We start from the raw sequence: 19,656 nt of genomic DNA on the forward strand, positions 1-19,656 counted from the left end.
TCTATCCTTGGGGGTGTGACGGCCAAAGCCATCTGATTACCTATTTTTTATATTGAATCCTTAAAGGAGTGCGGCACATGTCAAAAGGGCATTCGCTACAAGACCCTTACTTGAATACTTTACGTAAAGAGAAAGTTGGGGTGTCCATCTACCTGGTCAACGGTATCAAGCTGCAAGGCACGATCGAGTCTTTCGACCAGTTCGTTATCCTGCTGAAAAACACCGTCAGCCAGATGGTCTACAAACACGCCATCTCTACAGTGGTGCCGGTTCGTCCAATTCGTCTGCCTAGCGCAACCGAATCCGATGCAGGTGATGCTGAGCCAGGTAACGCCTGATAGGAGTCTCCTTTGTTCTTTGAGCGCCACGGTGGTGGTGAACGAGCCATTCTCGTTCACTTGGATGGTCAGGACCCTGAGGCGCGCGAAGATCCGCAGGAGTTTCAGGAGTTGGCAATTTCGGCTGGCGCCGAGACCGTCGCGTTTTTCAACGTGCCGCGTCATCGGCCAACCGCCAAAACCCTGATCAGCAGCGGCAAGGTCGAAGAGTTGCGCGACCTGGTCCAGGCCGAACAGGTCGATCTGGTGATTTTCAATCACATCCTCACGCCCAGTCAGGAACGTAACCTCGAACGTATTTTCGAGTGTCGCGTGATCGACCGCACGGGTTTGATTCTCGATATTTTCGCCCAGCGCGCCCGCACCCATGAAGGCAAGCTCCAGGTCGAACTGGCCCAGCTTGAGCACATGAGTACGCGGCTGGTTCGCGGCTGGACTCACCTTGAACGGCAGAAAGGCGGTATCGGCCTGCGCGGTCCGGGTGAAACCCAGCTGGAAACCGACCGGCGCCTGTTGCGGGTTCGCCTGCGGCAGATCAAGGGGCGCCTGGAAAAGGTCCGCAGCCAGCGTGAGCAATCGCGCCGTGGCCGCAAACGGGCTGACATTCCGACGGTTTCGCTGGTGGGTTATACCAACGCCGGCAAATCGACGCTGTTCAACTCGGTGACCGACTCCGACGTCTTTGCGGCTGACCAGTTGTTCGCCACCCTCGACCCGACCTTGCGCCGGCTCGAGCTCGATGACCTAGGCCCGATCGTGCTGGCTGACACCGTGGGCTTCATTCGTCACTTGCCGCACAAGCTGGTCGAGGCATTTCGGGCTACGCTCGAAGAGTCGAGCAACTCCGACCTGTTGCTGCACGTGATCGACTCCCATGAGCCTGAGCGCATGGCCCAGATTGAACAGGTCATGGTGGTTCTTGGAGAGATCGGGGCTCAAGACTTGCCGATCCTGGAGGTCTATAACAAACTCGATTTGCTCGAGGGCGTGGAGCCGCAGATCCAGCGCGATGCCGATGGCAAACCGCAGCGGGTCTGGCTTTCGGCGAAAGATGGCACAGGTCTTGATCTGCTCAAGCAGGCCGTGGCCGAGTTGCTTGGCGATGAATTGTTTGTTGGCACCTTGCGCTTGCCGAACCGATTTGCTCGACTGCGTGCGCAGTTTTTCGAACTCGGTGCGGTACAAAAGGAAGAACACGATGACGAAGGCATCAGCTTGCTGGCCGTTCGTTTGCCACGGGCCGAATTGAATCGGCTGGTGAGTCGCGAAGGTTTGCAACCGATGGAGTTCATCGAGCAACACACTTTGCAATAAAAGCCTGAGAAAGCGGTTGTGCCGTGGTGACAGGCATTCTGTAGCATTGGTCGGCGCGCCGTGGGTGCGTCTTTGCTTTATCAGATGGAGAGCGCTATGGCTTGGAATGAGCCGGGTGGCAACTCGAATAATCAGGATCCTTGGGGTGGCAAGCGTCGTAACAACGGCGACCGCAAGGGGCCACCGGATCTCGACGAGGCCTTCCGAAAGCTGCAGGAAAGCCTGAACGGTTTGTTCGGTGGTGGTAAGAAACGTGGTGGCGACGACGGCGGTGGTCCGGGCAAGAGTGGCGGCTTTGGCGGCCTGCTCGGCATCGGTCTGGTCGTGTTGGCGGCCGTTTGGCTGTACAGCGCGGTCTATGTCGTCGACGAGCAGGAGCAAGCTGTGGTGCTGCGCTTCGGCAAGTACTACGAAACCGTGGGTCCGGGCCTGAACATCTACTTCCCGCCGATCGACAAGAAGTACATGGAGAACGTCACGCGTGAGCGTGCCTACACCAAGCAGGGCCAGATGCTGACCGAAGACGAGAACATCGTCGAAGTGCCGCTGACCGTGCAGTACAAGATCAGCAACCTGCAGGACTTCGTGCTGAGCGTCGATCAGCCGGAAATCAGCCTGCAGCACGCGACCGACAGCGCCTTGCGCCATGTGGTGGGCTCCACCGCGATGGACCAGGTACTGACCGAAGGTCGTGAGTTGATGGCCAGCGAGATCAAGGAGCGTCTGCAACGCTTCATGGACACGTATCGCACCGGTATCACCGTCACCCAGGTCAACGTTCAGAGCGCAGCGGCACCGCGCGAAGTCCAGGAAGCCTTCGATGACGTGATCCGTGCCCGGGAAGACGAGCAGCGTTCGCGCAACCAGGCCGAAACCTATGCCAACGGCGTCGTGCCGGAAGCTCGTGGTCAGGCCCAGCGCATCCTTGAGGATGCCAATGGTTACCGTGACGAGACCGTCTCGCGCGCCAAGGGTGAGGCCGATCGCTTCACCAAGCTGGTCGCCGAGTACCGCAAGGCCCCTGAAGTCACCCGCCAGCGTCTGTATCTGGACACCATGCAGGAAGTCTTCACCAACACCAGCAAGGTTCTCGTGACCGGCAACAAGAACGGCCAGAACAACCTGTTGTACCTGCCTCTGGACAAGATGGTCGAAAGTGGTCGCAGCACCAGCACCCAGGTGAGCAGTGCGGCAGCCACCAGCAATGAAGCGAATGCGCGTGCGGCAGCTGATCTGCAGCAACAGCCAGCACGTACCAGGGAGAGTCGCTGATGAGCAATAAATCGCTGATCGCCCTTATTGTCGGCGTCGTCGTGGCGATCGCTGCCTGGAACTGCTTCTACATCGTGGCTCAGACCGAGCGTGCGGTGTTGCTGCAGTTCGGTCGCGTGGTCCAGACCGATGTTCAGCCAGGCCTGCATGTGAAAGTGCCCTACGTTAACCAGGTGCGTAAATTTGACGCACGCCTGATGACGCTGGATGCACCGACGCAACGCTTCCTGACGCTGGAAAAGAAAGCCGTGATGGTCGATGCCTTCGCCAAGTGGCGCGTGAAGGACGCAGAGCGTTACTACACCGCGACTTCCGGCCTCAAGCAGATCGCCGACGAGCGTCTTTCCCGTCGTCTGGAATCGGGCCTGCGTGACCAGTTCGGTAAGCGCACCCTGCACGAAGTGGTGTCGGGTGAGCGTGATGCGCTGATGGCGGATATCACGGCATCGCTGAACAAGATGGCCGAGAAAGAGCTGGGCATCGAAGTGGTCGATGTTCGGGTCAAGACCATCGACCTGCCGAAAGAAGTGAACCGCAGTGTGTTCGAGCGTATGAGCACCGAGCGTGAGCGTGAAGCTCGCGAGCACCGCGCCAAGGGTAACGAGCTGGCCGAAGGCATCCGTGCCGACGCCGATCGTCAACGCCGCGTGCTGCTGGCTGAAGCCTATCGTGAATCCGAAGAGGTTCGCGGTGACGGCGATGCCCAGGCTGCTGCGATCTACTCCAAGGCCTACGGTCAGGATCAGGAGTTCTACGCGTTCTACCGTAGCCTGCGCGCCTACCGTGAAAGCTTCGCGAACAAATCCGACGTCATGGTCCTCGACCCAAGCAGCGACTTTTTCCATTACCTGGAAAAAGCCAAGCCTTGATACGGCGTTGACCTGAATTATCCCCCGCCGGGCGGCTAAAACCTCTGGCGGGGTGATCCTTTGGGAAAACGTGTGTATGATGCGGCAGCCGGGAAATTCCCGGCTTTTTTGCGTCTGCATGTTTGATTGCTGTTTTCAAGCAGATGCCGGGCCGATTGGCTCGACAGTTTTTCGAGGAAAGTGGTTGGCGAAGCCGGTAGAAGGGCTTTTCGCTCCGTCGCTCATGCGCGTGGTTTGTGCGCAAGCCGACCATTTTCTGCTTCACTCAAGGCTCGCCGACAGGCTGGTCGCCCGGAGATAGGGGAAGGCGTAATGGCAACGGTAGACCGCTGGCTTCTGCCAGATGGCATCGAAGAAGTACTGCCACCGGAAGCTGCGCGTATTGAAGTCGCGCGTCGTCAGGTGTTGGATCTGTTCCAGAGCTGGGGTTACGAGTTTGTCGTGACTCCCCATATCGAGTACCTGGAATCCCTGCTGACCGGAGCGGGCCAGGACCTGGATCTGCGCACCTTCAAGGTCATCGACCCGCAATCGGGCCGTCAGATGGGTTTTCGCGCCGACATCACGCCGCAAGTGGCGCGCATCGATGCGCATACCCTGCGTCGTGAAGGCCCAAGCCGCCTGTGCTATGCCGGTAGTGTCCTGCACGCTCAGCCTCGCGCCCTGTCGTCCTCGCGCAGCCCGATTCAACTGGGTGCCGAGTTGTACGGCGACGGCAGTCCGAGCAGCGACGTCGAAGTCATCAGCCTGATGCTGGCCATGCTGCAACTGGCCGATGTGCCGGATGTGCACATGGACCTCGGTCATGTTGGCATCTATCGCGGCCTGGCCCGTGCGGCCGGTTTGTCCGGTGAAGTCGAGCAGCAGTTGTTCGATGCCTTGCAACGTAAGGCCATCGACGAGGTCATTACCTTGACCGAAGGCTTGCCTGCCGATCTGTCGGGCATGCTGCGGGCGTTGGTCGACCTGTGTGGCGGTCGTGAAGTGCTGGCTGCGGCCCGCGAGCGTCTGGCAAAGGCGCCGGCCCCTGTTCTGGCAGCGCTGGACGATTTGCTGGCGATTGCCGAGCGGCTGTCCGTGCGTTTCCCTGAGCTGCCGCTGTATTTCGACCTGGGCGAGCTGCGTGGCTACCACTACCACACCGGTGTGGTGTTCGCTGTGTTCGTACCGGGTGTTGGCCAGTCCATTGCCCAGGGCGGTCGTTACGACGACATCGGCGCCGACTTCGGTCGCGCCCGTCCGGCGACCGGCTTCTCCACCGATTTGAAAACCCTGGTGACCCTGGGGCGTGCTGAGATCGAGCTACCGTCTGGCGGTATCTGGATGCCTGACAGTACGGATGCGGCACTCTGGCAGCAGGTTTGCCAGTTGCGCAGTGAGGGTCAGCGTGTCGTTCAGGCTTTGCCTGGACAACCTTTGGCCGCCGCCCGTGAAGCGGACTGCGACCGGCAATTGATTCAGCAGAACGGGCTTTGGCAAGTATCGCCACTGGCTTCTTGAGTTTTCCTGCCGGCTGCCGCCGGCACCAAGTTTGCGCGAATGAGGACAAGTGTTATGGGTAAGAATGTCGTAGTCCTGGGCACCCAATGGGGTGATGAGGGCAAAGGCAAGATCGTTGATCTGCTGACCGAACATGCTGCCGCCGTAGTGCGCTACCAGGGTGGCCACAACGCTGGCCACACCCTGGTGATCGACGGTGAGAAGACCGTCTTGCACCTGATTCCGTCGGGCGTGCTGCGCGAAGGCGTGCAGTGCCTGATCGGCAACGGCGTGGTGGTTGCACCCGACGCTCTGCTGCGGGAAATCACCAAGCTGGAAGAGAAGGGCGTACCGGTGCGCGAGCGCCTGCGTATCAGCCCATCCTGCCCGCTGATCCTGTCCTTCCACGTTGCGCTGGACCAGGCCCGTGAAAAGGCCCGTGGCGAGCTGAAGATCGGTACTACCGGTCGTGGCATCGGCCCGGCATACGAAGACAAGGTTGCACGTCGTGGCCTGCGTGTTGGCGACCTGCTCAACATGCCACGCTTTGAAGACAAGTTGCGTGAACTGGTGGATTACCACAACTTCATGCTGGTTGGTTACTACAAAGAGCCAGCCATCGACTTCGACAAGACCCTGGCCGAGTGCAAAGAATACGCTGAGCTGCTCAAGCCGCTGATGCTGGACGTGACTGCCGAGCTGCACGACCTGCGTCGTGCTGGCAAAGACATCATGTTCGAAGGTGCCCAAGGTTCGTTGCTGGACATCGACCACGGTACCTACCCGTACGTGACCAGTTCCAACACCACCGCTGGCGGCGTTGCTACCGGTTCGGGTGTCGGCCCTATGTTCCTGGACTACATCCTGGGCATCACCAAGGCTTACACCACCCGTGTAGGCTCGGGTCCATTCCCGACGGAGCTGTTCGACGAAGTCGGCGCGCACCTGGCTAAACAAGGTCACGAGTTCGGCGCGACTACCGGCCGTGCCCGTCGTTGTGGCTGGTTCGACGCCGTTATCCTGCGTCGCGCTATCGATGTGAACAGCATCTCGGGCATCTGCCTGACCAAGCTGGACGTGCTCGACGGTCTGGAAACCATCAACATCTGCGTCGGCTATAAAGATGCAGAAGGCAAGGCCGTTGCCCCGACTGATGCTGACAGCTATGTAGGCCTGCAGCCTGTGTACGAAGAAGTGCCGGGCTGGACCGAATCGACCGTGGGTGCCAAAACCCTGGAAGAGTTGCCAGCTAACGCCCGTGCTTACATCAAGCGCGTCGAAGAGCTGATCGGCGCGCCGATCGACATTATTTCGACGGGCCCGGACCGCAACGAAACCATCGTCCTGCGCCATCCGTTTGCTTGATAAGTCGTTGATGTAAAACACAAAGGCCCCTTCATTGGGGCCTTTGTCGTTTATGCCTGCTGGACGGCATGACCTTTGCTATTAGCTTTGCCTAAAACGTCACTTTTGGCGTGCCATCAATTTAATGGCGCTTTTGCAGAGGGATATCAAGTGTCGGCCGTTCTCTCATTGTTACAGAGCCGTTTGTTGCGGCCCGTGTTCGTTACCCTTGGTATCGCCCTTTTGGTGCAGGTGCTGGTAGCTGTCGCTCTGACCCGGAGCACGGTGACCGCGCTGGAAGCCGATCTGGGCCTGCGCCTGGGCGCGGACAGTCAAAAGCTTTCCGCTGAGCTTGAGCAGGCGGGACGCGAAGTCACGTCGAGCCTCGACAGTCTCTCTACCAGTACGCGTCAGCGCCTGACCGCCGGTTTGTCCTCGCGTCTTGAGCAGGAGCAGGCGCAATTGCGTTCGACCCTGGAAAAGGACCTGAAGGACTCCGCTAGCGACATGGCGCAGCTTCTGGCTTCCGTCGCGCCTCGCGCCATGTGGGACAACGACATTCCGACACTTTCCGAGTTCGCCCGCCGGGCCCAGCGCAATCCCAATGTGCTGTTCGTGGTGTATGACGACGCCACCGGCCAGCACCTGACGCGCTACCTCAATCGGGAAAACCCGATCAACAAGGCGCTGCTGGAAAAAGGCCAGGGCGAGCGTGCGCTGGACAAGGTGCTGGATGCGGCGAAGAACGATCCTTCGGTGTTCTACATCGAGGCTCCGATCAATCCTAACGGCGTAGAAATCGGCAAGGTCCTGATGGGGGTCTCGACGGCTTCCGTGGAGACTGATCTGGCGGCCCTCGACAAGCGCTTCTCGGCGTTGATCGCCAGCAGCGATCAACTGGTGGGCGACAGCCTCAAGGGTGCGGCTGCTGACAGCGCAACGGCCATGCGCTCGCGTCTGCAGTCGGCGCAGTCCACGGCGGCGGAAATGAAGGCCAATACCACCAGCACCGTGCAGGAGGCTGCTACGACATTGCGCTGGCGCATCGGCGTGTGTCTGGCGGTGGTGGGCTTCGGTGTCCTGCTGTTGTTGGCGGTGGTGCTCGGTCGCCGAGTGGTCAATCGCCTGAAAATGTTGATCGTTGCCATGGATGACCTGGCGGCGGGCGAGGGTGATCTGACCAAGCGTGTGCAGATCAACAGCAAGGATGAAATCGGCGACATGGCCTCGGCGGTCAATCGCTTTGTGGATAAGTTGCAGCCGATCGTGCGTGAGGCGGGGGATGTCGCCCGGCGTACCGGCGTGGAGATCGGCGCCATGACCTTGCGCAACGCAGGTGCGGACGCGGCGGCTGGCATGCAGCGCGACGAGGTGGCGGAGAGTTTGCGCGCCTTGTCGCAAATGGCTGATGAGGCGCAGTCGGAAAGCCATGCCATGCAGGCGGCGCTGAAGCAGGTGGTGGACATTCGTCAGGCCACCGATGAAAACACCCGGACCTCGGCGAAAGTCGGCAGCCTGATCGAGGAGCTGGCGGGTCAGGTCAACACTGGCGCGCAAGTGATCGAGCGCCTGGCGCAGCAAAGTGAGCAAATCGAGGTGGTGCTGACGGTGATTCACGGCATCGCCGAACAGACCAACCTGCTGGCGTTGAACGCAGCGATTGAGGCGGCGCGTGCCGGCGAGACCGGGCGCGGGTTTGCCGTGGTGGCCGATGAGGTGCGGGCGCTGGCGAGCAAGACGCAAAGCTCCACCGGCGATATTCAGGCGCACATCGTGGCCTTGCAGCAAGGTGCGCGTGAGGCGGTGGCGGCGATCGGTCAGGCCGGGCGCCAGGCCAGTGAGGGTTTACTGGTGCTGCGTGACAGTGCGCGGTTGCAGCAGTCGGTGCAGGCATCCGTCGAGCAGGTCCATGCGGCGATCGGTTTGGCTACCCAGGCTGCAGCGCATCAGGCGCAGGGCGCGCAGGCAGTGCGGGGGCGGGTGCAGACCATTCATGCTCAGGCCGAGAAAGCGGCGCAAGCTGTCGTGGAGACTACGGCGAGCGGCAAGGTGCTCGATGGTCTGGCGGCGCAGTTGAAGGCGAGCCTGGGGCAGTTCAGGGCTTGATCGGTTGTTAGTGCCGGCCCCTTCGCGAGCAAGCCCGCTCCCACATTGGCTCTTTGTGAACATCATATTTGTGTTCGACAGAGGACCACTGTGGGAGCGGGCTTGCTCGCGAAAGCGGTTTCAGCGGCTCAGATACATCCGGGTCGTCAGCAAATAGACCGGCAACCCCGACACCAATATCAACAACGCCGCATAAGGCGCCGCCGCCGCAAACTCCACATTCGCGGTATGCGCCCAGACTTCCGTCGCCAGCGTATTGAGCCCGGTGGGGCTCAGCAGCAAGGTCGCCGTCAGCTCCTTCATTGCATCCAGGAACACCAGGGCAAAAGCCGCCCCCAGCGCCGGGAAAATAATCGGCAGTGTCACTCGGCAGAAGGCACTGAATGACGAGGCTCCCAGCGTGCGCGCCGCCTCCTCAAGCTGCGGTGCCGCCTTGTTCAGGGCGGTGCGGATCGGCGCCTGGGCCAGCGGCAGAAACAGCAGGGCATAGGCGATCAGCAGCAATGCCGAAGTCTGGTAAAGCATCGGCACGTAGTGCAGGGCGAAATACACCAGGGTCAGGGCAATGACCAGACCCGGCAGCGCATGCAGCAGATAGGGCAGGCGCTCGGCCCAGATCGCCAGTTGGCCTTTGTAGCGCACGACCAGCAGGCCGACCGGCACCGCCAGCACCAGGCACAGAGCAGCGCCACCCAGCGACAGGGCGAGGGACGACAGCAATGCTTCGCCGATTGCCGCTACGGGAAAGGCTGCCGATGTTCCTACCGCCAGCCAGTAGACCAGCATCCCCAGCGGAATCCCGCTGCCAATGATTGCCAGCAACAGGCAATAAAGCTGTCCCGCCACAGCCCAGGGTCCCAGTTGAACCTGTTCCGCGCGTCGCGCCGCACCCTGTCCGGTGCGCACGTGTCGACCCTTGCCGCGCACGCGCAGCTCCAGCCACAGCAGCGCCAGGCACAACATCAGCAGTACGGCGGAGAGCATCGCCGCGTTGGCATTGCTGAACTCCAGCTCGAACTGCTGATAGATCGCCGTGGTGAAGGTTTGCAGGCCGATGATCGACAAGGCGCCGAACTCCACTAGCATGTGCAGGGCAATCAGCAACGAGCCCGCCAGCAACGAAGGCCAGAGCAGGGGCAGGGTGACGCGAAAGAACACGCCCCAGCGATTTTGCCCCAGTGTGCGAGCCGACTCTTCCAGGGATGGATCGAGATTGCGCAAGGTTGCCGCCACGGGCAGAAAGATCAACGGATACTTGGACAGGCTCATCACCAGGATCGCCCCGCCGAGCCCTTCGAAATGAGCGCTGAGGGAAACCCATGTGAAGCTGCTGACAAAGGCCGGTACGGCAAATGGCAGGCAGAGAATCACGCCCCACAATCGTCGGCCCGGCAGATTGCTGCGCTCGAGCAACCAGGCCAGCGAAAGGCCGACTACCCCGCAAACAATGGTGACGCCAATCATCAATGCGAGTGTGTTGCGCAGCAAGCCGAACACATAAGGTCGCCATAGCAAATGCAGTGCTTCTGCCCAGCCTGCTTGCCAGGCTTTGAGTCCGACATAGGCCAGCGGCAGGAAGCTGAGGACGACCAGCAGCAAGACCGGCAACATCAACCCTATCGGTGGACGCTTGCGGCGGGGCGCGTTGTTGCTGCGCAGACTGGTGGCAGATAGCGATGCGCTCATCAGTTCAAGCCAACGTCACGTTCCAGGTCCAGGGCTTCTTCGGCATTGCCGAGGTCGGCTGGCGTGACTTTCGGCGCTTGCAACTCGCTGAATGGCTTGAGTCCGCGATCAGACTCCATGCCTTTGTGCAGCGGGTATTCGGCGGTGGTCTGGGTGATCACGCGCTGGCCTTCCTCGCTGGCCATGTAGGCGAGCAACTGCTGTGCTTCCTTGGGGTGTTTGCTGGATTTGAGCACAGCAGCACTGGAAACCGTGATCAGTCCGCCGACATCGCCACCGCTGAAGTAATGCAGTTTCGAGTCGAGCTGGCCTTTTTCACGCTGCAGGGCGAACCAATAGTAATTGTTGACGAGTACGGTGGCGACTTCGCCATTTTCCACCGCTTTCAATGCAACCATGTTGTTGCTGTAGGTCTTGCCGAATGCACGCAGACCGGTCAGCCACTCTTCGGCTGCGTCCATGCCGTGCACCTTGATGATCGCGACCGCTTGCTCCTGGAAGGCGCCGCTGGTGGGTACGAAGCCGACCTTGCCTTGCCATTTCGGGTCGGAAAATTCCATCACCGAGGTCGGCAGGTCTTTTTCATCGATCAGCTTGGGGTTGAACGCAACGACGCGCACCCGGGCGGTCACGCCAATCCAGGTGCCGTTGCCGGCGACGTATTCCTTGGGCAGAACGGCCAGTGTGGCGTCATCAGTCTTGGCCAGCAGGCCTTGTTCGCCGAGTTTGTTCAGGGGTGGCGATTCTTCGGTGTAGATCACGTCGGCGGGGGAGCGATCGCCTTCTTCGACGATCTGGCTGGCGAGCTGGTTGCTGCTGCCTTTGCGCACATTGACGTGGATCCCGGTCTTGGCTTCGAAGGCCTTGGCGACCGCGTCGCCGACTTCTTTGTGCTGGCCGTTGTAGAGAGTCAGGGCAACCGGATCGGCGGCTTGGGTGAGGGGAGTGGCGAGTGCCAGGCCGAGGAGGGTGGTGATCAGGCCGCGGCGCAGGGTATTTCGAAACATCATTCGCAGGGTTCCTCACTGTCACATTGCAAAAACTTGTAACAATGATAAACGATATTGTTTCTCAAATGCGCCGATAAATCCTGTAGGAGCGAGCTTGCTCGCGATGGGCGTGAACGAAAACGAGGGGTGTCTGGAGAAATGCGTTGCCTGCGCAACCATCGCGAGCAAGCTCGCTCCTACAAGGGAGAGGGGATGTTTTCAAATGCCAGAAACGCAAAAACCCGCTTTCGCGGGTTTTTGTGAAATCCAAGGTCGTAACCTTGAATTTGAATTGGTGCCCAGAAGAAGACTCGAACTTCCACGACCGTAAGGTCACCAGCACCTGAAGCTGGCGTGTCTACCAATTTCACCATCTGGGCATTCATCTTCAGCGTTGCCGCTGTTGATGTGGCGCACTATACGGAGAGCGTTTTGATCTGTAAACCCCTGATTTTAAAATTAATAAATCAGTGGTCAAAAATGCAAAAACCCGCTTTCGCGGGTTTTTGTGTGAGCCTTGAAATTGAACTAATCTCAAGCTCGAAATTGGTGCCCAGAAGAAGACTCGAACTTCCACGACCTTGCGGTCACCAGCACCTGAAGCTGGCGTGTCTACCAATTTCACCATCTGGGCAGTATCGGCAACGTTGTCCGTCGTCGATGGCGCGCACTATACGGAGCGTCTTTTTAACTGTAAACCCCCGGCCACAAAAAAACCTGAAAAAATTCACCAGCGGTCTGCAATTCAGCTTTGATGTGTCGATACAGGGCTTTAGATGGGGCGTCTTAGCCTGAAATTTCCCGTTTCATTACGCCTATGCCAAACTAACCCGCATATAGACAAGGTGAAAACTCTCTAATGGCCGATTGGCAGTCCCTCGATCCCGAGGCCGCTCGTGAAGCGGAAAAATATGAAAACCCTATTCCTAGCCGCGAACTGATCCTTCAGCACCTTGCTGATCGAGGTTCGCCTGCTAACCGCGAGCAACTGGTCGAAGAGTTTGGTCTGACCACAGAAGACCAGATCGAAGCCCTGCGCCGCCGTCTGCGCGCCATGGAGCGCGATGCTCAACTCATCTATACCCGTCGCGGCACTTATGCACCGGTGGACAAGCTTGACCTGATCCTGGGTCGCATCAGCGGTCACCGCGACGGCTTCGGCTTCCTGGTGCCGGACGACGGCAGTGACGACCTGTTCATGAGCCCGGCGCAGATGCGTCTGGTGTTCGATGGTGACCGTGCCCTGGCCCGGGTATCCGGCCTGGACCGTCGTGGTCGCCGCGAAGGCATGATCGTCGAAGTGGTGTCCCGCGCTCACGAAACCATCGTCGGCCGCTACTTCGAAGAGGGCGGCATCGGTTTCGTGGTTGCGGACAATCCGAAGATCCAGCAGGAAGTGCTGGTGACGCCGGGTCGTAACGCCAACGCGCAGATCGGTCAGTTCGTCGAAGTGAAGATCACTCACTGGCCGACGCCACGCTTCCAGCCGCAAGGCGACGTGGTTGAAGTCGTGGGCAACTACATGGCGCCGGGCATGGAAATCGATGTTGCCCTGCGTACCTACGACATTCCTCACGTCTGGCCTGACGCCGTGCTCAAGGAAGCCGGCAAGCTCAAGCCGGAAGTCGAAGAGAAAGACAAAGAGAAGCGCATCGACCTGCGTCATCTGCCGTTCGTCACCATCGACGGCGAAGATGCCCGCGACTTCGACGATGCGGTCTATTGCGAAGCGCGTCCGGGCAAGCTGCGCCTGTTCTCGGGCGGCTGGAAGCTGTACGTGGCGATTGCCGACGTATCCAGCTACGTGAAACTCGGTTCGGCGCTGGATGCCGAAGCGCAGGTTCGCGGCAACTCGGTGTACTTCCCCGAGCGCGTGATTCCGATGCTGCCTGAGCAGCTGTCCAACGGTTTGTGCTCGCTGAACCCGCAAGTCGATCGCCTGGCCATGGTTTGCGAGATGACCATCTCCAAGTCCGGTGAAATGACCGACTACTGCTTCTACGAAGCGGTGATTCACTCCCATGCGCGCCTGACCTACAACAAGGTCAGCGCGATGCTGGAAACGCCGAAAGCCACCGAAGCTCGCAAGCTGCGCGGTGAATACACCGACGTGGTGCCGCACCTCAAGCAGTTGTACTCGCTGTACAAGGTGTTGCTGGCGGCCCGTCACGTCCGTGGCGCGATCGATTTCGAAACCCAGGAAACCCGGATCATCTTCGGTTCCGAGCGCAAGATCGCCGAAATTCGTCCGACCGTGCGCAACGATGCGCACAAGCTGATCGAGGAATGCATGCTGGCGGCCAACGTGGCCACCGCCGAATTCCTGAAGAAGCACGAAATTCCGGCGCTGTATCGCGTTCACGATGGCCCGCCACCGGAGCGCCTGGAAAAGCTGCGCGCGTTCCTCGGCGAGCTCGGCCTGTCCCTGCACAAAGGCAAGGACGGTCCGTCGCCGAAGGATTACCAGGCACTGCTGGCCGGCATCAAGGATCGTCCGGATTTCCACCTGATCCAGACTGTCATGCTGCGTTCGTTGAGCCAGGCGGTGTACAGCGCCGATAACCAGGGCCACTTCGGCCTGAATTACGAGGCGTACACCCACTTCACTTCGCCGATCCGCCGCTACCCGGACTTGCTCACGCACCGGGCGATTCGCAGCGTGATCCATTCGAAGCAGGACACCCCGCACGTTCGCCGTGCCGGTGCGATGACCATTCCGAAAGCGCGCATCTATCCGTACGACGAAGCGGCCCTGGAGCAACTCGGCGAGCAGTGCTCGATGAGCGAGCGTCGTGCCGACGAAGCGACCCGCGACGTAGTGAACTGGCTCAAGTGCGAGTTCATGAAAGATCGCGTTGGCGAGTCGTTCCCGGGTGTGATCACCGCCGTGACCGGTTTTGGCCTGTTCGTCGAACTGACCGATATCTACGTCGAAGGCCTGGTGCACGTCACCGCGCTGCCGGGCGATTACTACCACTTCGATCCTGTGCACCACCGCCTGGCCGGTGAGCGTACCGGTCGCAGCTTCCGCTTGGGCGATACCGTGGAAGTGCGTGTCATGCGCGTCGACCTCGACGAACGCAAGATCGACTTCGAGATGGCCGAGAAAACCATCAGCGCGCCGATCGGCCGCAAGAAGCGTGGTACCGAAAGCACGGCGCCCGCTGCGAAAGTCGAAGCCGAACCGGCCCCGGCGAAAACCGGTCGTCGTCCTGCCAAGGAAAAGGCTGTAGAGGCCTATCGCCCGAGCGATGCAGCGGCGAAAAACGCCGAAGTGCGCAAAAGTCGTGAAATGAAGCAGGCGTTGCTCGCCGGTGCGAAAAGCGGCGGTAAAGCGGCGTCTGGGGGAAAGACCAGTCGGTCGACGCCTGACAAGGCCGTCGGCGGCAAGCCAGCCAAACCGAGCAAACATCGTAAAGGCCCGCCAAAAGCGGGCTCGGCTCCAGCCAAGAGTGGCGGGGCGCGTAAACCTAAGGCCAAGCCATGAGTCAGTTGGAAAAGATCTACGGCGTACATGCTGTAGAAGCGTTGTTGCGTCACCACCCGAAACGCGTGAAGCAGATCTGGTTGGCCGAAGGTCGCAATGACCCTCGGGTCCAGACGCTGATTGAGTTGGCCAACGAAAACCGGGTCCAGGTCGGGCAGGCCGAGCGCCGTGAAATGGACGCCTGGGTTGAAGGCGTGCACCAGGGTGTGGTCGCGGACGTGAGTCCGAGCCAGGTCTGGGGCGAGGCGATGCTCGACGAGCTGCTCGACCGCACCGACGGCGCACCGTTGTTGCTGGTGCTCGACGGCGTGACCGATCCGCACAACCTCGGCGCCTGCCTGCGCTCCGCCGATGCGGCGGGCGCGCTGGCCGTGATCGTGCCGAAGGACAAGTCAGCGACCCTGACTCCGGTTGTACGAAAAATCGCCTGCGGTGCGGCGGAAGTGATTCCGCTGGTTGCCGTGACCAACCTGGCGCGCACCCTGGAAAAGCTCCAGCAGCGCGGCTTGTGGGTTGTCGGCACGGCCGGTGAAGCTGAGGTCAGCCTGTATGACCAGGATCTGACCGGCCCGACCATCCTGATCATGGGTGCCGAAGGCAAGGGCATGCGTCGCCTGACCCGCGAGCATTGCGACTACCTGGTCAACCTGCCGATGGCCGGTAGCGTCAGCAGTCTCAACGTTTCCGTGGCGACGGGTGTCTGCCTGTTCGAAGCGCAGCGTCAGCGCAGCGTCAAAGCCAAGGCTGCTGCCAAGAAGTCCTAAGCTCGACGCAATCAAAATGTGGGGGCGGGCTTGCTCGCGAAAGCGGAGTAACATTCAGCAAAGATGTTGGGTGTAGTGCCGCATTCGCGAGCAAGCCCGCTCCCACATTGGTTATGCGTTATGTTGAAGATTGGTGGTTCGAACGGACTGTTCAAATAATCACCAATTACCTTGCGCCTCCCTCGCCCCTTCTCTACAATTGCGCCCCTTGCTGTGATGGCAGGCACCAACGTGTCTAGCGTCCGCAAGTCCATAAGTGTCATTCACTCCTTGTCTGACCGCTTTTGAGCGGCAGGCTACAACCCGTAAGGAGCATTCATGCGTCATTACGAAATCATCTTTTTGGTCCACCCGGATCAAAGCGAGCAAGTCGGCGGCATGGTTGAGCGTTACACCAAGCTGATCGAAGAAGACGGCGGCAAAATCCACCGTCTGGAAGATTGGGGCCGTCGTCAACTGGCCTACGCAATCAACAATGTTCACAAGGCTCACTACGTGATGCTGAACGTTGAGTGCACCGGCAAGGCCCTGGCCGAGCTGGAAGACAACTTCCGCTACAACGATGCAGTGATCCGTAACCTGGTCATCCGTCGCGACGAAGCCGTTACCGGCCAGTCCGAGATGCTCAAGGCTGAAGAAAACCGCAGTGAGCGCCGTGAGCGTCGCGACCGTCCTGAGCACGAAGGCGCTGAAAGCGCTGATAGTGATGACAGCGACAACAGCGATAACGCTGACGAGTAATCCACGGACCTTTTAAGGAGCCAATTACATGGCACGTTTCTTCCGTCGTCGTAAATTCTGCCGCTTCACCGCTGAAGACGTGAAAGAGATCGATTACAAAGATCTCAACACTCTGAAAGCCTACGTATCCGAGACCGGCAAAATCGTTCCAAGCCGCATCACCGGTACCAAAGCTCGTTATCAGCGTCAGCTGGCCACCGCTATCAAGCGCGCCCGCTTCCTGGCCCTGCTGGCCTACACCGACAGCCACGGCCGCTGAGACCGGGCAGTCGACACGTAGCAAAGGATTGAATGCATGCGGGCCATAGCTGAGTTCATCATGCGCGGCCGTATGCAGGCCACTCTGGTAGTGGCTGGATGCGCGGCATTGCCGTTGTTGTATTGGTTGGGTGCTGCTGCCGGATGCCTTGTGCTCCTGCGGCGCGGATTGAGGGACGCCCTGGGCGTTCTTGCTCTGGGACTGCTGCCGGCATTGGCCTGGTGGCTTTACTCCGACGACCCACGGGCACTTCTGGTGCTGCTGGGGTCTGCGAGCCTTGCGTTGGTTTTGCGCGCAAGCGAGTCCTGGAACCGCGTGCTGCTGGTCAGCATAGCGATGGGAGTGGTGTTTTCAGTGGTGTTGGGGACAGCTTTTGCTCCCCAGATCGAGATGCTGGCGCAGGCTTTGATCAAAGTCATGCCGTCGCTACTCGGTGATGTCTACCAGAAGTTGTCGGTAGACGAACAAGCGCGTTTCGCGTCCCTGATTGCACCGGTCCTGACCGGCCTGATTGCGGCGTTGTTGCAAATCGTCAGCTTGCTGAGCCTGCTTGTCGGGCGTTACTGGCAGGCGTTGTTGTACAACCCGGGCGGTTTTGGTCGCGAGTTTCGCGCCATCCGCATCCCGCTGTTGCCGGCGATGTTGCTGCTGGCGTGCATGCTTCTGGGGCCGAATCTCGGTTCACAGATGGCCATGTTGACGCCGTTGTGCAGCGTACCGCTGGTGTTCGCCGGGCTGGCCCTGATTCACGGGCTGGTGGCGCAGAAGCGACTGGCCAGGTTCTGGCTGGTGGGGTTGTACGTGACGCTGTTGCTGTTCATGCAACTGATCTATCCGTTGCTGGTGGTCCTGGCCATCGTCGACAGCCTGATTGATTTTCGCGGTCGTTCGGCACCGAAAGATGCCGATAACGCGAACGGTGAAGGTTAAAAGTTAAGAGGATTTTCACATGCAACTGATCCTTCTGGAAAAAGTCACCAACCTGGGCAACCTGGGTGACAAAGTGAACGTTAAGGCTGGTTACGGTCGTAACTACCTGCTGCCTTACGGCAAAGCTACCGCTGCGACCCCAGCCAACCTGGCTGCGTTCGAAGAGCGTCGCGCTGAGCTGGAAAAAGCTGCAGCAGATCGCAAAGCATCGGCTGAAAGCCGCGCTGCCCAACTGGCCGAGCTGGAAGTGACCATCACTGCCACCGCTGGCGACGAAGGCAAGCTGTTCGGTTCGATCGGTACTCACGACATCGCTGACGCACTGACCGCCTCCGGCGTTGAAGTGCAGAAGAGCGAAGTTCGTCTGCCGAACGGCACCATCCGCAACGTAGGCGAATTCGACGTAGCCGTGCACCTGCACGCCGAAGTTGAAGCCACCGTACGCGTTGTCGTGGTAGCAGCTTAAGCAGCACTTGTCGGCTGGCACCCTCGGGTGCTTGCCGGTAACATCGGGCACGATCCTGTTTACAGGTCGTGCCCTTTGTCTTTCTGAACCCCCTGCTTTTCATCACCCAAAACACAAGTGGCCATGAACGATATCTCCGCTCCCGAGCAATACGATCTGCAAACCGCCGCCCTGAAGGTGCCGCCGCACTCCATCGAGGCCGAACAGGCCGTGCTCGGTGGTCTGATGCTGGACAACAACGCCTGGGAACGCGTGCTCGATCAAGTCTCCGACGGCGATTTCTATCGACATGACCACCGCCTGATTTTCCGTGCGATCGCCAAGCTGGCCGATCAGAACATGCCGATCGATGTCGTGACCCTGTCCGAGCAACTGGACAAGGAAGGTCAGACTTCGCAAGTCGGTGGCCTCGGTTACCTCGGTGAACTGGCGAAAAACACCCCGTCCGTCGCCAACATCAAGGCCTATGCGCAGATCGTTCGCGAACGGGCGACGTTGCGCCAGCTGATCGGTATCAGTACCGAAATCGCCGACAGCGCGTTCAACCCTGAAGGTCGCACTGCCGCGGAGATTCTCGACGAGGCTGAACGGCAGATCTTCCAGATCGCCGAGGCCCGACCGAAAACCGGTGGCCCGGTGGGCGTCAACGACCTGCTGACCAAAGCCATCGACCGCATCGACACCCTGTTCAACACCGACAACGCCATCACCGGCCTGTCCACCGGCTACACCGACCTCGACGAGAAAACCAGCGGCCTGCAACCGTCCGACCTGATCATCGTCGCTGGCCGTCCATCCATGGGTAAAACCACCTTTGCGATGAACCTGGTGGAAAACGCCGTGTTGCGTAGCGAGAAGGCCGTCCTGGTTTACTCCCTCGAGATGCCAGGTGAATCGCTGATCATGCGTATGTTGTCTTCCCTGGGGCGTATCGACCAGACCAAGGTCCGTTCCGGCCAGCTGGAAGATGACGACTGGCCGCGCCTGACCTCGGCGGTCAACCTGCTCAACGACCGCAAGCTGTTCATCGACGATACCGCCGGCATCAGCCCGTCGGAAATGCGCGCCCGGACCCGCCGTCTGGTGCGTGAACACGGCGATGTCGGCCTGATCATGATCGACTACCTGCAACTGATGCAGATCCCGGGCTCCAGCGGTGACAACCGGACCAACGAGATTTCCGAGATCTCCCGATCCCTGAAAGCCCTGGCCAAGGAATTCAACTGTCCGGTGGTGGCGCTCTCGCAGCTCAATCGTTCCCTGGAGCAACGGCCAAACAAACGCCCGGTGAACTCCGACTTGCGGGAATCCGGAGCGATCGAGCAGGACGCCGACGTGATCATGTTCGTTTACCGCGACGAGGTGTATCACCCGGAGACCGAGCACAAGGGCATCGCCGAAATCATCATCGGCAAGCAGCGTAACGGGCCGATCGGTTTTATCCGCCTGGCGTTCATCGGCAAGTACACCCGTTTCGAGAACCTGGCGCCGGGTAGCTATAACTTCGACGACGACGAATAACCTGTGGGAGCGGGCTTGCTCGCGAAGGCAGTGTGTCAGGCAACATCTATGTCGACTCTGTCTCTTATACCCATCTCCGCGCCCACGAGCC

At 59.8% G+C, this 19,656-nt stretch carries 16 protein-coding genes and 2 tRNA genes; 14 read left to right on the top strand and 4 right to left on the bottom strand.

The features are described from left to right. The first annotated feature begins 77 nt into the window (after window positions 1-77). From hfq to KGA98_RS06465, 7 genes are all read left to right on the top strand, one after another. The gene (gene hfq, locus KGA98_RS06435; protein WP_003221112.1) at window positions 78-338 is read left to right on the top strand and encodes an RNA chaperone Hfq; all 261 of its coding nucleotides are present in this window, start codon (window positions 78-80) and stop codon (window positions 336-338) included. 12 nt (window positions 339-350) lie between these two features. After that, window positions 351-1,652, top strand: coding sequence for a ribosome rescue GTPase HflX (hflX, locus tag KGA98_RS06440; protein WP_057712241.1), 1,302 nt, complete (start codon window positions 351-353; stop codon window positions 1,650-1,652). A gap of 96 nt (window positions 1,653-1,748) precedes the next feature. Next, window positions 1,749-2,924, top strand: coding sequence for an FtsH protease activity modulator HflK (gene hflK / locus KGA98_RS06445; protein ID WP_057712240.1), 1,176 nt, complete (start codon window positions 1,749-1,751; stop codon window positions 2,922-2,924). Then, window positions 2,924-3,793, top strand: coding sequence for a protease modulator HflC (gene hflC / locus KGA98_RS06450; RefSeq protein WP_057712239.1), 870 nt, complete (start codon window positions 2,924-2,926; stop codon window positions 3,791-3,793). The genes hflK and hflC overlap by 1 nt, the downstream gene beginning before the upstream one ends. Window positions 3,794-4,105: 312 nt before the next feature. Beyond that, entirely contained in the window at window positions 4,106-5,293 is a 1,188-nt protein-coding gene (locus tag KGA98_RS06455) for an ATP phosphoribosyltransferase regulatory subunit (RefSeq protein ID WP_007973265.1), read from the top strand. A gap of 54 nt (window positions 5,294-5,347) precedes the next feature. Then, entirely contained in the window at window positions 5,348-6,637 is a 1,290-nt protein-coding gene (locus KGA98_RS06460; protein WP_007973267.1) for an adenylosuccinate synthase, read from the top strand. 150 nt (window positions 6,638-6,787) lie between these two features. Beyond that, window positions 6,788-8,722: a methyl-accepting chemotaxis protein gene (locus KGA98_RS06465; RefSeq protein ID WP_223501881.1), complete on the top strand. Its 1,935-nt coding sequence runs from the start codon at window positions 6,788-6,790 to the stop codon at window positions 8,720-8,722. Window positions 8,723-8,842: 120 nt separating this feature from the next. On the opposite strand, the gene KGA98_RS06470 is transcribed toward KGA98_RS06465, so the two are convergent. The 4 genes from KGA98_RS06470 to KGA98_RS06485 form a co-directional block, all read right to left on the bottom strand. Then, on the bottom strand, window positions 8,843-10,408 hold the full coding sequence (locus KGA98_RS06470; protein ID WP_223501882.1) for an ABC transporter permease: 1,566 nt from the start codon (window positions 10,406-10,408) through the stop codon (window positions 8,843-8,845). Continuing rightward, on the bottom strand, window positions 10,408-11,418 hold the full coding sequence (locus KGA98_RS06475) for an extracellular solute-binding protein (RefSeq protein ID WP_090452819.1): 1,011 nt from the start codon (window positions 11,416-11,418) through the stop codon (window positions 10,408-10,410). Before KGA98_RS06475 ends, KGA98_RS06470 begins: the two co-directional genes overlap by 1 nt. A 272-nt stretch (window positions 11,419-11,690) precedes the next feature. Continuing rightward, window positions 11,691-11,777, bottom strand: a tRNA-Leu gene (locus KGA98_RS06480). A 167-nt stretch (window positions 11,778-11,944) separates the two neighbouring features. Continuing rightward, window positions 11,945-12,031 (bottom strand) — tRNA-Leu (locus tag KGA98_RS06485). Window positions 12,032-12,256: 225 nt separating this feature from the next. Between KGA98_RS06485 and rnr the strand changes: the two genes are divergently transcribed. The 7 genes from rnr to dnaB all read left to right on the top strand — a co-directional run bounded on the left by rnr (window position 12,257) and on the right by dnaB (window position 19,565). Continuing rightward, a complete protein-coding gene (rnr, locus tag KGA98_RS06490; RefSeq protein ID WP_223501883.1) occupies window positions 12,257-14,884 on the top strand; it encodes a ribonuclease R in 2,628 nt (875 codons plus the stop codon). Next, on the top strand, window positions 14,881-15,648 hold the full coding sequence (gene rlmB, locus KGA98_RS06495; protein ID WP_007973273.1) for a 23S rRNA (guanosine(2251)-2'-O)-methyltransferase RlmB: 768 nt from the start codon (window positions 14,881-14,883) through the stop codon (window positions 15,646-15,648). Before rnr ends, rlmB begins: the two co-directional genes overlap by 4 nt. A gap of 318 nt (window positions 15,649-15,966) precedes the next feature. Next, window positions 15,967-16,389: a 30S ribosomal protein S6 gene (rpsF, locus tag KGA98_RS06500; protein WP_008048087.1), complete on the top strand. Its 423-nt coding sequence runs from the start codon at window positions 15,967-15,969 to the stop codon at window positions 16,387-16,389. Window positions 16,390-16,417: 28 nt separating this feature from the next. Further along, complete coding sequence (gene rpsR, locus KGA98_RS06505; protein ID WP_002551829.1) at window positions 16,418-16,648, top strand: 30S ribosomal protein S18; 231 nt, start codon at window positions 16,418-16,420, stop codon at window positions 16,646-16,648. Between the two features lie 36 nt (window positions 16,649-16,684). Further along, window positions 16,685-17,578, top strand: a complete 894-nt coding sequence (locus KGA98_RS06510; RefSeq protein WP_056725445.1) for a hypothetical protein — start codon at window positions 16,685-16,687, stop codon at window positions 17,576-17,578. 19 nt (window positions 17,579-17,597) lie between these two features. Next, window positions 17,598-18,044, top strand: coding sequence for a 50S ribosomal protein L9 (rplI, locus tag KGA98_RS06515; RefSeq protein ID WP_007973276.1), 447 nt, complete (start codon window positions 17,598-17,600; stop codon window positions 18,042-18,044). A 123-nt stretch (window positions 18,045-18,167) separates the two neighbouring features. Continuing rightward, complete coding sequence (gene dnaB, locus KGA98_RS06520) at window positions 18,168-19,565, top strand: replicative DNA helicase (protein ID WP_007915846.1); 1,398 nt, start codon at window positions 18,168-18,170, stop codon at window positions 19,563-19,565. Window positions 19,566-19,656: the final 91 nt, after the last annotated feature.

The sequence above is a fragment of the Pseudomonas sp. BF-R-24 genome (assembly GCF_019947335.1).
Classification (GTDB): domain Bacteria; phylum Pseudomonadota; class Gammaproteobacteria; order Pseudomonadales; family Pseudomonadaceae; genus Aquipseudomonas; species Aquipseudomonas jessenii.

Excerpts from the sequence above, each read along its gene's own strand:
- hfq (WP_003221112.1), top strand. The coding sequence starts at position 78 with ATGTCAAAAGGGCATTCGCTACAAGACCCTTACTTGAATACTTTACGT.
- hflK (WP_057712240.1), top strand. The coding sequence starts at position 1,749 with ATGGCTTGGAATGAGCCGGGTGGCAACTCGAATAATCAGGATCCTTGG.
- hflC (WP_057712239.1), top strand. The coding sequence starts at position 2,924 with ATGAGCAATAAATCGCTGATCGCCCTTATTGTCGGCGTCGTCGTGGCG.
- KGA98_RS06455 (WP_007973265.1), top strand. The coding sequence starts at position 4,106 with ATGGCAACGGTAGACCGCTGGCTTCTGCCAGATGGCATCGAAGAAGTA.
- KGA98_RS06460 (WP_007973267.1), top strand. The coding sequence starts at position 5,348 with ATGGGTAAGAATGTCGTAGTCCTGGGCACCCAATGGGGTGATGAGGGC.
- KGA98_RS06470 (WP_223501882.1), bottom strand. The coding sequence starts at position 10,408 with ATGAGCGCATCGCTATCTGCCACCAGTCTGCGCAGCAACAACGCGCCC.
- KGA98_RS06475 (WP_090452819.1), bottom strand. The coding sequence starts at position 11,418 with ATGATGTTTCGAAATACCCTGCGCCGCGGCCTGATCACCACCCTCCTC.
- rnr (WP_223501883.1), top strand. The coding sequence starts at position 12,257 with ATGGCCGATTGGCAGTCCCTCGATCCCGAGGCCGCTCGTGAAGCGGAA.
- rlmB (WP_007973273.1), top strand. The coding sequence starts at position 14,881 with ATGAGTCAGTTGGAAAAGATCTACGGCGTACATGCTGTAGAAGCGTTG.
- rpsF (WP_008048087.1), top strand. The coding sequence starts at position 15,967 with ATGCGTCATTACGAAATCATCTTTTTGGTCCACCCGGATCAAAGCGAG.
- rpsR (WP_002551829.1), top strand. The coding sequence starts at position 16,418 with ATGGCACGTTTCTTCCGTCGTCGTAAATTCTGCCGCTTCACCGCTGAA.
- KGA98_RS06510 (WP_056725445.1), top strand. The coding sequence starts at position 16,685 with ATGCGGGCCATAGCTGAGTTCATCATGCGCGGCCGTATGCAGGCCACT.
- rplI (WP_007973276.1), top strand. The coding sequence starts at position 17,598 with ATGCAACTGATCCTTCTGGAAAAAGTCACCAACCTGGGCAACCTGGGT.
- dnaB (WP_007915846.1), top strand. The coding sequence starts at position 18,168 with ATGAACGATATCTCCGCTCCCGAGCAATACGATCTGCAAACCGCCGCC.